Genomic DNA, 12,799 nt, shown 5'->3' with positions numbered 1-12,799 from the left:
TCATTACAGCGAAGCGAAATCATGAATACCCAAATGAATCCTGCCCAAGAACTGGCGCCAAAAAAGAAAACCATCGAGATTTCGGGCCTGAACTTTTTCTACGGTAAGACCCAGAGCCTGCACAACGTCAATCTCGACATCCATGAAAAGAAGGTTACGGCCTTTATCGGCCCGTCGGGCTGCGGCAAGTCGACCCTGCTGCGCACCCTGAACCGCATGTATGACCTGTATCCGGGCCAGCGCGCCGAAGGGACTATCCTGTACCGCGGCCGCAACGTGCTCGACGCCGACCAGGACGTCAACATGCTGCGCGCCAAGGTCGGCATGGTGTTCCAGAAGCCGACGCCGTTCCCGATGTCGGTCTATGACAATATCGCCTTCGGCGTGCGCCTGTATGAAGACCTGTCGAAAGGCGAGATGGACGAGCGCGTTGAATGGGCCCTGAAAAAGGCCGCGCTGTGGGGCGAAGTGAAGGACAAGCTGACCAAGAGCGGCCTGTCGCTGTCGGGCGGCCAGCAGCAGCGCCTGTGCATCGCGCGCGGCGTGGCGGTGAAACCGGACGTGCTGCTGCTCGATGAACCGACCTCGGCGCTGGATCCGATCTCGACCTCGAAAGTGGAAGAACTGATCAGCGAACTGAAACAGGATTACACGATCGCCATCGTGACCCATAATATGCAGCAGGCGGCGCGCTGCTCGGACTACACGGCTTATATGTACCTGGGCGAGCTGGTGGAATTCGGCGAGACGGACCAGATCTTCATGAATCCGGCCCGCAAGGAAACCCAGGATTACATTACCGGCCGCTTCGGCTGATTCGCCCCGCAAACGGCACACCGGCATACCATTACTGAATACGGAGACAGACAGCATGTTAGGCGAACACTCATCCAAGCAATACGACAACGAACTCGAAGCGATCCGCTCGAAAGTGCTCCTGATGGGCGGCATCGTTGAAACCCAGTTCCTCGATGCGATGACCTGCTTTCGCATCGGCAATCCGGAGCGCGCCGACCGCGTGATCCGCGAAGACGACGTCGTCAACCAGCTCGAAGTGTCGCTCGACGACGCTTGCAGCCACCTGATCGTGCGCCGTCAGCCGACCGCCAACGACCTGCGCACCATCATGGCCACCATCAAGATCATTACCGATCTCGAGCGCGTGGGCGATGAAGCGACCAAAATTGCCCGCGTGGCAAAAAATTTGCACAAGCGCGGCAACGCCGTCGTCAACCATTACGAGATGGTGCGCGGCGTCGCCAATACGGCCACCGACATGTTGCATGACGCGCTCGACGCGTTCGCGCGCAACGATGGCCAGCAGGCGCTGGCCCTGATTGCACAGGACGCCATCATCGATCATGAATTTCGCTCTATCATGCGCAACCTGATTACGTTTATGATGGAAGACCCGCGCACGATCTCGGCGGCGCTCGATACCCTGTGGGTGGCCAAGGCCATCGAACGGATCGGCGACCATGCGAAAAACATCGCCGAGTACGTGATTTACGTGGTGGACGGCAAGGACATCCGCCACACCAAATCGGCTGCCCCTGCCATTTCCGAGGAGCTCCCTGAGTAAGATTTATGGCATCTGATAAAACCACGGTATTGATTGTAGAAGATGAGCCGGCCATCGTTGAACTGGTGACCTATTCGCTGCGCGAGTCCGGCTGGAATTGCTGTTCTGTACAAAATGTCGCCGATGCTTGGGAATTCATCCAGCACCGCACCCCGCACCTGATCCTGCTCGACTGGATGTTGCCGGACCAGACGGGGCTGCGTTTGCTGTCGCGCATCCGCGCCGACCGTAATTTCGCCGCCATTCCCGTCATCATGCTCACCGCCAAGAGCATGGAAGAAGACAAGCTGGCTGGCCTCAACAGCGGCGCCGACGATTACGTCACCAAGCCGTTTTCGCCGCGCGAGCTGCTGGCGCGCGCCAAGGCGCTGTTGCGCCGCAAGAGTCCGGAACACGCGCAGGCGCCTATGCGCGCCGGCAACGTGGCGCTCGACCCCGTCAGCTGCACCGTCATGATGGATGAACAGAAGATCGATATCGGCCATGCCGAATACAAGCTGCTGAAATTCCTGCTGGCCCACCCCGAGCGCGTGTTTTCGCGCAGCCAGCTGCTCGACAAGGTGTGGGGCGACCATGTGGTGATCGAGGAACGCACGGTCGATGTCCACGTATTGCGCTTGCGCAAAGCCTTGAAGGAGGCCGAAAGCCTGATCAAGACCGTGCGCAGCGTTGGCTACATGTTGTCTGAAAAATAAAGCGTTTTTTATAGTAATGCCGTTATCAAGCTGTTCCACGTAACAAGGCATAATAACGCCGCCATCGGCGTTTTCTCAGGCTCGCTTGGCCCGGAACGCCTGTGCTGAGGACTGGCGTTTTATATGCTTTGTGGTGTGCTGGCGCAGCCGGGAAGCTAACTCAATAAACGGCATTAGCCTTTTAACAGCCTTTTTTAAGCCTGTCTCATATGAATCCGAAATTGCTGTTCTGGGTACCCGCCGCGCTGCGCATGGCGCTGGCGCTGGTGGGCGTGGCCGTGGTGTGGTATCTGTTCGGCGCCACTTACGCGCTGGGCATCGCCTTTGTGCTGATGGCGATGATGGTATTCGTACAGCTGTCGTATCTGTTCCAGCTCAGTAACTGGCTGGACAATCCGGAAAGCGCCAAGCTGCCCGACGGCTGGGGCGCCTGGACCAGCATTTTCGCGCGCCTGTACCGCATGCGCCGCGACGACGAGAAAAACCAGACCGAACTGACCGAATGGCTGGCGCGTTTCCGCCAGGCCATGCATCTGTTGCCCGATGGCGTGGTCATCATGGACGACGTGCTGTTCCTCGAATGGTGCAACCCGGCCGCCGAGAAACACCTGGGCCTGACGCATGAACGCGACAAGGGCATGCGCGTGACCAATCTGATCCGCAGCCCCGAGTTCATGGATTACATCATCCTGGGACGCTACGACCAGCCGCTGACGATCACCTTCCGCAACCGCAAGCTGATCGTGCAGATCATCCCGTTTGAAAACCGCCGCCAGATCCTCGTCACCCACGACGTGACGGAAACCGAACGCCTGGAACGCATGCGGCGCGACTTTATCGCCAACGCCTCGCACGAGCTGCGCACGCCGCTGACGGTGATCGTGGGCTTCCTGGAAATTGCCACCGAGCTCGACCTGGACGCCACCACGCGCGCGGCCCACATCAAGCTGATGACGGAGCAGGGCCACCGCATGCAGCATCTGATCGAGGACATGCTGACCCTGTCGCGCCTGGAATCGGTCGACTACCCGCTGCGGCCCGAACCGGTGGACGTCAAGAAACTGATGCAGCAGGTGGCGCGCGATGCGAAAGCTTTGTCGGGTGGCAAGCATGACATCAGGCTGGAATACAAGGGCCCGGACGTGCTCGGCAGTTACGACGAGCTGTACAGCGCCTTCGGCAACCTGGCCTCGAACGCCGTGCGCTACACGCCGGCCGGCGGCACCATCACCTTGCGCTGGCAGGACGGCCCGGCCGGTCCGCAGTTCATCGCGCAAGATACCGGCATCGGCATCAGCCAGGAGCATATTTCGCGCCTGACCGAGCGCTTCTACCGCGTCGACAAGAGTCGCTCGCGCGAAACCCAGGGCACGGGCCTGGGCCTGGCCATCGTCAAGCACGTGCTGCTGCGCCACGGCAGCACCCTGGCGATCCAGTCCGAAGCGGACAAGGGCAGCAGCTTTATCGTCAGCATGCCCAAGTCCGTCGTCAGTCCGCTGCAGGGGGAGTTGCTGGTCAAGTAGGGAGGTTCTGGCAAAAGTCGTTACAATCAGCCATGACCCTACCAATTGCTTCAAATGCCTCTTTTCGCCACGCCAGCGCCCAGCAACTGGCGCAAGCCTTGACCGCGGCGCGCCGGCAGACGCTGGCGCTGTTCGACCGCTATGCGGAGGCGGGCTACGACGTGGCCGCGCGCCTGCCGCAAGAACCCCATCTGCTGCCACCGCTCTGGCAACTGGGCAATATCGCCTGGTTTGCCGAATGGTTCATCCTGCGCGAAGCGCCGAGCAGCCATCCGGTCGATGCCGTGTACAACGGCCTCTTGAGCCGTGGCGACGACCTGTTCGACGCCAATCTGGTGGCGCACCGCGCGCGCTGGAGCCTGGAACTGCCGGGCACCGGCGCGGTCAGGATGTATGCCCATGAAGTGCTGGACCGCGTGCTCGACAAGCTGTCGCGCGTGGCCAATCGCGACAGCGCCCTGTATCCGTACCGGCTGGCGCTGGCCCATGAAGACCTGTGCGGCGAAGCCATGCTGGCCGGCTTGCAGTGGCTGGGCGTGCAGGCGCCCGCCAGCCTGCTCGATAGCAGCCCGGCGGCAACCAGCGGCGGCCAGATCGCATTTCCCGGCGCCAGCATCGAGCTGGGCTCGCCGCACGCTGCGGGCTTTGCGTTTGACAATGAGTCTCCGCCGCAAGCCTGTTACGTGCCGCCGTTTGCCATTGACAGCGCGCCCGTCACGAACGCCCAGTTTGCCGATTTCGTGCAGGATGGCGGCTACCAGAACCGCCAGTTCTGGAGCGCGGCCGGCAGCGCCTGGCTGATGCGCCAGGAGCGGTCCTCGCCCTTGTACTGGCAGCGCGACGCGCTGCAGTGGCGTACCCGGCGTTTCGGCCAGCCGGCCATCTTGCCGCCGCAGGAAGCCGTGCGTCACATCAATCTGTACGAGGCGCAAGCGTATTGCGCCTGGATCGGGCGCCGCCTGGCGACCGAGGCCGAATGGGAGTATGCTGCGACGTCCGGCCACCCGCTGTTCCAGTGGGGCCAGGTGTGGGAGTGGACGGCGACGCCGTTCGAACCGTATCCGGGTTTCGTGCCCGCTGCCTGGCGCGAATATTCGGCGCCACACTTCATGCACCACCAGGTCCTGCGCGGCGCCTCGTTTGCCACGCCGCCCCGGCTTGTCTCGCCGCGCATGCGCGCCTTCCAGGCGCCGGAACGCGGTGAGGGTTTTACCGGCCTGCGCACCTGTTCCTGGTAACGGTCACACGTTCACGCCGGCCAGCACACCATCACACAGGATTTCTTTTGAGTATAGATAACGCCGCACAATTTGTTCCCAAGCGCATCACGCCCACGCCAGAACAGCTGGCGATCCAGACGGCGCAAAAAAAAGTCGTGCTGATCGACGCCAACGCCGGCGCCGCGAAAACCACCACCCTGGCGCTGCGCCTGGCCGAAGCGCTGCACCGCGGCCGTCCGCCCGAGCGCATGCTGGCACTGGTCTTTACGGAAGCGGCGCGGGTGGCCCTGCGCCAGCGCCTGCTCGAGATCGGCGTGCCGCTGGGCGTGGTCAAGCGCCTGACGATCGATACCTTCGACACCTTTGCAACCAACGTCTTGCGGCAGATGGAAGGCATGCAGGTGGCGTCGATACGCAGCAACGAGGAACTGCGGCCGATGGCCTGGGAAGCGCTGGAGGTGGTGTCGGAAAAGTACGCCCACCGCTATCCGCTCGAAATCAACACCACCAATGCGGCGATCGCCGAGTTCCTGAAGCTGCAGCTGCGCACCAAGGCCCGGCTCGATTTTGACGCGCCCGATTTCGACAGCAATACGCTGGAAGACAATCTCGAGATGCTGGGCATGTCGCGCACGCATTATCTGTGGCTGCGCGAATACGAGGGCTTGCGCGGCGCCGATACGGGCGAGATCCAGTTCCGCGCGCCGTTCGACGCCACCTACGACCTGGTGCGCATGCTGGGCGGCGACGAACCGCTGCGCCAGCAGTTGCCGGCCTATCAAATTATCGTCGCCGATGAACTGCACGACCTGAACGAGGCGTCGTTCCGCCTGCTGACCATGCTGATACGGCGCGGTAACGCGTTTTTCTGCGGCGCCGGCGACAAGGACCAGGTGATCTATACCTGGTCGGGCGCCGACCACCGCTTCCTGCGCCAGCGTTTCGAGCAGGAATTCCCCGCCTTGCAGCGCATGCCGCTGACGGCGTCCTACCGCTACGGCACGCAGCTGGCGCAGGCCGTCGGCGCGCTGAAGAACAAGCCCAGCGTGTCGGCCCTGACACGCGGCACGCCGGTCGAGGTGCTGCACTATGACCATACCCAGCCGCAAGCCTGCAGCGCCCAGCTGATCGCCGCGCTCGAGCATGCGCATGCGGGCACCACGGCGATTTTGCTGCGCGACCGCGACCAGGCGATCCGCGTGGAAACGGCACTGTTCCAGAGCGGCATCGCCTATGGCCTGGTCGACATGAACAGCTATCTGTTGAACCAGGAAGTGCTGATGCTGCGCGGCATGGTTGCCATCGCCCGCATGGACTTGCATGCGATCAAGAGCGGTCCGCGCCGCGGCGAGATCCTCGAAGCCCTGGTGGCGTTTGCGGAAATCCCGTTTACGCGCGCCGAACTGCAGCAGGCCAAGGCCGACGTGGCGAATTATCCGGAGTTGCTGGAAGGCTTTCTGACCAACCAGCTGGCCAAGTCGGTCAACCAGGACAAGGCGGCCCTGACCCTGGCCGCCGTCGAGTACCTGCGCACCCAGCCGGCCGATGCGCCTGCCGGCCCCGCCTTGCAGCATGTGTTTGCCATGCTGCAACTGGAACAGACGGCGCGCCGCATCTATGTCGATCCCGCCCAGGCAAGGGTGGTGGCGCGCTCGCTGCACGGTTTTATTGCCGTGTGCACGGAAGCGGGTGTGGCGCTGGGTGGTTTTGCCGGCTGGCTGGGGGAAATGGAAGAGGCCGTGATGGTATCGACCGGCAAGGCCAGGCTGGTGATCGCCTGCATCGACCAGATCAAGGGCCTGGAATACAACCACGTGATCCTGCCCTACCTGGCGGTCGACGAATTCCCGCGCAGCAAGACCGATCCGCTGGAAGAAGAAAACCGGTTTTATGTGGCGGCCACCCGCGCGCGCGACCGGCTGACGATCTTGACGCCGCAGGACCCCGCCTATCAAAGCCGCTATATCGCCGTGCTGCCGCTGGCGAAAGGCAAGACCTGAGGCATTGTTGCGGCGCATGCATAAATCATTTGCCGCGCCAAGGCTGTTTGCGCCAGCGCATGCGGCGCATACTTGCCTGCTCTGATAGACAGCAAACAAGGAGCAAACCATGAAAGTATTTCTGACAGGTGCGGCGGGTTTTATCGGCAGTTCCATCGCAAGGGGATTGGTTGCCGCCGGCCACAGTGTGACCGGACTGGTGCGCAAACCGGAACAACTGGCCGAACTGGCCGGCATCGGCGTGCAGGGCGTGCTCGGCACCCTCAACGACCGTGAGCTGATCATCGAACAGGCGAGGGCGGCCGATGCCGTCATCAACGCCGCCAGCAGCGACCATCGCGGCGCCGTGGAAGCGATCATCGAAGCGCTGGCCGGCAGCAACAAACCCTATCTGCACACCAGCGGCTCGTCGATTGTCGGCGATGCTTCGGGCGGCGAGGGCAGCGAGCAACTCTACTACGAAGACAAACTGCCGCAGCCGACCGCCGACAAGGCGGCCCGCGTCGCCATCGACGACCTGGTATTGGCCAGCGCCACGCAAGGCGTGCGCGCCAGCGTGCTGTGCAATACCTTGATCTACGGCCACGGCGCCCTGCCGCGCGACAGCGTACAACTGCCGCGTTTGCTCAAGCAGGCGCGCAAGAGCGGCATCGTGCGCCATGTGGGGCCGGGCCGCAATGTCTGGTCGAATGTGCATATCGATGACGTCGTGGCCTTGTATCTTCTGGCGCTGGAAAAATCGCCGGCCGGCACCTTTTACTTTGTCGAGTCCGGCGAAGCCGCGTTCCGCGACATGACGGCGGCCATCGCCGAGGCCCTGCAGCTGGGGCCGGCGCAGGACTGGCCGTTGCCGGAAGCGATTGCCGAATGGGGTTATGAAATGGCCTCGTATGGACTCGGTTCCAATAGCCGCGTGCGTGGCGAACGGGCCCGTGCACTGGGCTGGAAGCCGGCGGGACCGACCGTGCTCGATTGGATCGCCCACGATATGCTCAAGCCCACCACGTGATACGCAACGCTATCCTTGCCCCACTCTTCGCATGGCGCGCATCATCTTGACGGCCACGCGTAGATCCTTCAACCCGAGCCGGATGGTTTTTACACCAGGCTCGCCTTCGCCTTTGCGCGTCAGGTAGCTCCGAGGCAAGCGATTTGGCGTAGCACCTGTTTGATCGTTGCCTTTGGCGAAGGCTGTTTTTCCCGCAGCAGATAGGCCGCTTCAATGTCGTCCGGATCGAAGAACAACGCGGCCTTATCCGGGCGTCCCCGCGTCGGCAGTCTCGAGCAACGAGGAAATGCCGAGCGATTTCAGTCTGTCGCTTTCGATCGCCAGTTGCAGCAGGCCAGCACTGCTTGAATTCACATTCTGGTTTGAAAATGTCGTTTTTAACTCGGCCATGCTGAGACTGAACATTCTTTTTGCCTCGGAACTGCCGATGATGGGATAACGGCAGTAATCTGGATCATCGATGACAATCAAAAACGACAGCTCATGGCGCAATGTGTAAAGTGGATCCATCAGTCAAGACACTTTCCCGACTAATTTAAGCTGTGCCCGTTTCCACTGCTCCAGCTGCTCGGCGCTGACCCGTATTGCTCTCTTCCTGTGACTTCTTCTTGTCGTCACCAAACCGGTCGACGATCAGCGCACCGCCGCCAACCCCGTCGCGGTAGACTTGGTCGGGCGTCTGGTAGCTCAGCGATTGGTGCGGCCGCTCAGCGTTATAGAACGCGAAATACTGCGCCAGGCCCACCGTCAATTCCGCCATATTGGCGTATCCTTTCAGATACACATCCTCGTACTTCACGTTGCGCCACAGCCGCTCGACGAAGATGTTGTCCAGCGCCCGACCGCGCCCGTCCATGCTGATGGCGACGCCTTCGCGCTTGAGCACGTCGGTGAAGGCCGTGCTGGTGAACTGCGAACCCTGATCGCTGTTGAACAACTCCGGCTTGCCATGCTGGCGCAAGGCGTCCTCCAGGCAGTCCACGCAGAACGACGCGTCCATGCTGTTGCTGAGGCGCCAGGACAGCAACTTGCGGCTGTACCAGTCGATGATCGCCACCAAATACGCGAAGCCCCGCGCCAACCGGATGTAGGTGATATCGGTCGACCATACGTGATTAGGACGCGTCACGGGCACACCGCGCAACAGGTACGGATAGACCTTGTGCTGCGGATGCGCTCGGCTCGTATTCGGCCCCGGCGCCATGCCCGCCAGCCCCATGCCGCGCATCAGACGCTGCACGCGCTTGCGGTTGACTACATGGCCCGTCGCGCGCAGGAACACGACCATGCGCCTGCTGCCATAAAAAGGCCGACTGGTGTATTCCTCGTCAATCAGCGCGCTCAGCTTCAGGTCGCTCTCGTCCTCGCATGCCTGCCGGGATGCCGCGTCGATCCGGCGGTACACCGTCGCGCGCGGCACGCTTGCCAGCTCGCATTGGCGCGTCAGCGGCAGCTTCTCGTGCCCGGCTTCGATCCAGCCCAAGCGCGCCTCCTGGCTCACGGCCCCAGCTTTTTTTTAAGCCAGTCCACTTCCATCTTCAGCCGACCGATCTCGCCGTATAGTTTGTCCTCGGGACTGCTTTCATCGATCGGCTTGGGGCCGCGCTTGGTGTCGAACAGCGCGCCGGCGTTCTCCAGGATTTCCTTTTTCCACTGGCCCACCAGCACCGGATGCACGCCGAACTCTTGCGCGATCTCCGTCACCGTCTTGACGCCGCGAACGGCCTCCAGACCGACCTTGGCCTTAAACTCGGCCGTGTGTACCCGACGTTTTTTACCTTCACTCATTTGCTGTCATCCTTTCACGGACCACAGCTTAAACCATCGTCTCAGATTCGGGATCCACTATAGTGGTCAAATCGGTGATGATGCCTAGAAAATCCATGCTCGCTTTGTTATCGCCTATAAGTGTGATGAGCTGTGAGATATGGGGTTCCGCCAGAATGCTGCCGGAATCTCTTCCGTCACTGCGAAAGCTGAGTTCCTCGACGTTATATAGCTCCTCCGCATACTCCCTGAATAGCGCGGCACGGACATCAAAGCCTTGTCTGAGCTGTATGTCAAGATCATCATCCTCGTGCCCATAGACCTCGAAGCCGCCGGCTGGCTGGATTTGCCACAGCTCCGGCTTGATCGCCACATTCTCGCCGCGTTGCGCAACGATCGCCTTCCACATTACGTTGTTGGGATCCTTGTAGTCTTTGTAGATCACCAGTGCTTGAACGCTGATTAACGGGAAAGCGTCGCATGGCTTCAATACGGCTTGAAGTGGTGGTTGGCCTCCGTGATATGCCGAACGTAACTTCAATTCCGACAGGATGTCGTCGGTGATTTCTGCATTTTTTTTGTAACGCTTGAAAAGCTCCCATTCCAGAATGTGCGCCGTAACAAGATTCTGCTGATAGTTTGTTGCCTGTGCGTGCACGGCGACGATCTTTCCGCGTTCGTCCAGCAAAATTTCCTTGGTGGCGAATCCCTTCATCTTTGGTCGTTTGACCGAATCGCCGAGGAAGCGCAGGTAATCCTTTTGTAATCGACTCAAGCGCAAGGGCTTGATATCCGTGGATGCTAAATGACACAGATCACTGAATGGATAAAGAAATTTTTTACTCGGCCTGAGAATAATTGCGGGATGTTTTTTGCCATACAGCGAAACAAGCTCGCGGCCTGCATAGATTTTTGATATGGCGCGTTGCATCCATTCCAGATAAGATGCACTGTTCATTTTATTATTGGCAGCATACCTCCTCTTCTGGCGCCGCCGGCTCATCATTGCTTTGATTTTGCCTCTTGCTGGCAACATGATCGCGGCGAATGCCAGAAAATTGGCAAGCCATCCCAGATCATTCCAGAATTTTATCAATTCGCTGACATAATGTGAGAAGTTTGGCATGGTCGCGCGGGTAGCTAATAATATGACGAGCGATAATAACAGAGATGCCTCTAAAATATGCTGAGTTGGCGGTAGCGATGAGCGAGATTCCGGCCATGCTCGAACCCGAGCGTTTTACAGATCTTTTTCTGATGTCCGCTCATTTACCGCGAATCGGAGTTTTGCGCAGTTTTTGCCTGAAAATTAGGCGAAAATCCGGTGGCCTGACTTGAAATGTTTGCCGTGCAGTTATCAGCGCACGCCTTGAAAGCAGAGGCAGGGAAGCGTCAAGCCATTGATTTTATCGGTGGAAAAATGTGTATAACGATATGGCTCAAGCCATCTTATTGATACAGCTCAGAAAGCGTGCGTTATGTGCGCTGGCGAACGGTGAATGGCGGAGATGGCGGTTAAGATGGCTACGCTTTGGTTGAGGCGCACTGCCGTGAGGTTGGCGGCATGTTCGATCTTCCAGCAGGTCAGCCGGTCGCCTCAAGGATCGGCACCAGTTTCCAGCGCGTGGATGTTGTGATCAGACGCCACGCCTGATATCGCTTTCTCCGGCGTCTGTTTTGAATGACCCCTTCAGGGCCGGCTCAGCCGGCCTTTTTTTTGTCTTCTGCGCCATTCACCGATCCCCGTCCGCCATTCGCCGAACAGGCGTTTCCTTTTCGCGCGCCACCGCGTATCTTTACGATCAACCAACAACCAGGGGGCATCGTGAAATCTGAACAAGCTTATTGGCGCCGCAGCCAGCTGCTGTGGGGCGTGCTGCTGATCGTGGTCGGCGCCGTCTTCCTGCTCGACCGGCTCGACATCATCTATCTGCGCGACTATCGCCAGCTATGGCACTATTGGCCGGTGATCATGGTGCTTTTCGGCATCAACAAGCTGGTGGCGCCGGTCTCGGCCAAGCAGGTCTTGAGTGGCCTGTGGCTGATTTTTTTCGCCGCCTGGTGGTATGTGTCGTACGAAGAACTGTGGAACCTGAGTTTCTACAACAGCTGGCCCGCCCTGCTGATCGCCTGGGGCGTGGGCATGGTGCTCGAACCCTTGCTGAACAAACACTTCATGGCTTACCGGGAGTCCGAACATGAAAAATAAACCGCCACTCGATTCGCCATCGCAGATCATCCTGGGCGTACTGGTGATCGGCCTGGGGCTGGTGTTCCTGCTCGATAACCTCGGCTTTATCAGCGTGCGCTATACCTTCCGTTTCTGGCCGACCATCCTGATCATCTTCGGCCTGCTGAAAATCTCGCAAAGCCGCACCCGTTCCGGCTACGTGCTGGGCGGCGTGATGGTCTTGCTGGGCGTGACCTGGACCTTCCGCGCCATGGGCCTGTTCTATATCAGCTGGAACATGCTGTGGCCGCTCGTGATCATCGGCATCGGTATTGCCGTGGTGACCAAGTCGCTGCCCGGCACACGCCAGCGCCAGCAGCGCCGGCGATTTGCCGCACGCCAGGAAAGCCCGGCACAGCCTGACTCGTTCGGCCAGGCCCGCAATGGCGCCGTATCGCTGGACAAGGCGGCGCCCGATGCCAGCGGACAAGCGGATGACGACAGCATCATCGAAGTGTCCGCCATCCTGGGCGGCTTCGTGCGGCGCGTGTCGTCGCAGCGTTTCCGCGGCGGCGACATCAATGTGATCATGGCCGGCTGCGAGATCGACCTGCGCCAGGCCTCGATCGAAGGCGAAGCCGTGCTCAATGTGTTCGCCCTGTGCGGCGGCATCACCATCAAGGTGCCGCCCGACTGGAGCGTGATCCTGCAAGGCACGCCCATCCTCGGCGGCTTCGAAGAAAAAACCATCGTGCCGCCGCACCAGCACAAGCGCCTGTATGTGAGCGGCTACGCCATCATGGGCGGCCTGGAAATCCGCAACTAGGCCAGGG

The 12,799-nt window shown here is 60.3% G+C and carries 12 protein-coding genes; 9 read left to right on the top strand and 3 right to left on the bottom strand.

All coding sequences use genetic code 11. The annotated features are described in order from the left end of the window. The first annotated feature begins 33 nt into the window (after positions 1-33). The 7 genes from pstB to Q8L25_RS25615 all read left to right on the top strand — a co-directional run bounded on the left by pstB (position 34) and on the right by Q8L25_RS25615 (position 8,029). A complete protein-coding gene (pstB, locus tag Q8L25_RS25645; protein ID WP_374694202.1) occupies positions 34-816 on the top strand; it encodes a phosphate ABC transporter ATP-binding protein PstB in 783 nt (260 codons plus the stop codon). Positions 817-871: 55 nt separating this feature from the next. Further along, positions 872-1,582 (top strand): phosphate signaling complex protein PhoU, encoded by a 711-nt coding sequence (gene phoU / locus Q8L25_RS25640; RefSeq protein ID WP_308922085.1) that lies wholly within the window; start codon positions 872-874, stop codon positions 1,580-1,582. Between the two features lie 5 nt (positions 1,583-1,587). Beyond that, positions 1,588-2,277, top strand: a complete 690-nt coding sequence (locus Q8L25_RS25635) for a response regulator (RefSeq protein ID WP_034755074.1) — start codon at positions 1,588-1,590, stop codon at positions 2,275-2,277. A 209-nt stretch (positions 2,278-2,486) separates the two neighbouring features. Next, the gene (gene phoR, locus Q8L25_RS25630) at positions 2,487-3,800 is read left to right on the top strand and encodes a phosphate regulon sensor histidine kinase PhoR (RefSeq protein ID WP_308922084.1); all 1,314 of its coding nucleotides are present in this window, start codon (positions 2,487-2,489) and stop codon (positions 3,798-3,800) included. Between the two features lie 32 nt (positions 3,801-3,832). Then, the gene (gene senA, locus Q8L25_RS25625) at positions 3,833-5,038 is read left to right on the top strand and encodes a selenoneine synthase SenA (protein WP_308922083.1); all 1,206 of its coding nucleotides are present in this window, start codon (positions 3,833-3,835) and stop codon (positions 5,036-5,038) included. 47 nt (positions 5,039-5,085) lie between these two features. After that, a complete protein-coding gene (locus Q8L25_RS25620) occupies positions 5,086-7,020 on the top strand; it encodes an ATP-dependent helicase (RefSeq protein ID WP_308922082.1) in 1,935 nt (644 codons plus the stop codon). 109 nt (positions 7,021-7,129) lie between these two features. Continuing rightward, positions 7,130-8,029: an NAD-dependent epimerase/dehydratase family protein gene (locus tag Q8L25_RS25615; RefSeq protein WP_308922081.1), complete on the top strand. Its 900-nt coding sequence runs from the start codon at positions 7,130-7,132 to the stop codon at positions 8,027-8,029. 243 nt (positions 8,030-8,272) lie between these two features. Here the strand turns inward: Q8L25_RS25615 and Q8L25_RS25610 are convergent, their stop codons facing one another. From Q8L25_RS25610 to Q8L25_RS25600, 3 genes are all read right to left on the bottom strand, one after another. Beyond that, on the bottom strand, positions 8,273-8,539 hold the full coding sequence (locus tag Q8L25_RS25610) for a hypothetical protein (RefSeq protein ID WP_308922080.1): 267 nt from the start codon (positions 8,537-8,539) through the stop codon (positions 8,273-8,275). Positions 8,540-8,564: 25 nt separating this feature from the next. Continuing rightward, positions 8,565-9,817, bottom strand: a protein-coding gene (locus Q8L25_RS25605) for an IS3 family transposase (protein WP_100429696.1) whose coding sequence is annotated in 2 segments (ribosomal slippage) — positions 8,565-9,538 and positions 9,538-9,817 — 1,254 coding nt in all. Because the reading frame shifts where the segments join, the coding sequence is not laid out codon by codon here. Positions 9,818-9,845: 28 nt separating this feature from the next. Beyond that, entirely contained in the window at positions 9,846-10,922 is a 1,077-nt protein-coding gene (locus tag Q8L25_RS25600; protein ID WP_308922079.1) for a hypothetical protein, read from the bottom strand. A 699-nt stretch (positions 10,923-11,621) separates the two neighbouring features. Between Q8L25_RS25600 and Q8L25_RS25595 the strand changes: the two genes are divergently transcribed. Both Q8L25_RS25595 and Q8L25_RS25590 read left to right on the top strand, forming a co-directional pair. Then, entirely contained in the window at positions 11,622-12,005 is a 384-nt protein-coding gene (locus Q8L25_RS25595; protein ID WP_308922078.1) for a LiaI-LiaF-like domain-containing protein, read from the top strand. Beyond that, complete coding sequence (locus Q8L25_RS25590; RefSeq protein ID WP_308922077.1) at positions 11,995-12,792, top strand: LiaI-LiaF-like domain-containing protein; 798 nt, start codon at positions 11,995-11,997, stop codon at positions 12,790-12,792. Before Q8L25_RS25595 ends, Q8L25_RS25590 begins: the two co-directional genes overlap by 11 nt. Positions 12,793-12,799 lie beyond the last annotated feature (7 nt).

Source organism: Janthinobacterium sp. J1-1, assembly GCF_030944405.1.
Taxonomy (GTDB): domain Bacteria; phylum Pseudomonadota; class Gammaproteobacteria; order Burkholderiales; family Burkholderiaceae_D; genus Janthinobacterium.
The sequence above is the reverse complement of the archived record's forward strand: the minus strand, read 5'-3'. Positions and strand labels throughout refer to the sequence as shown.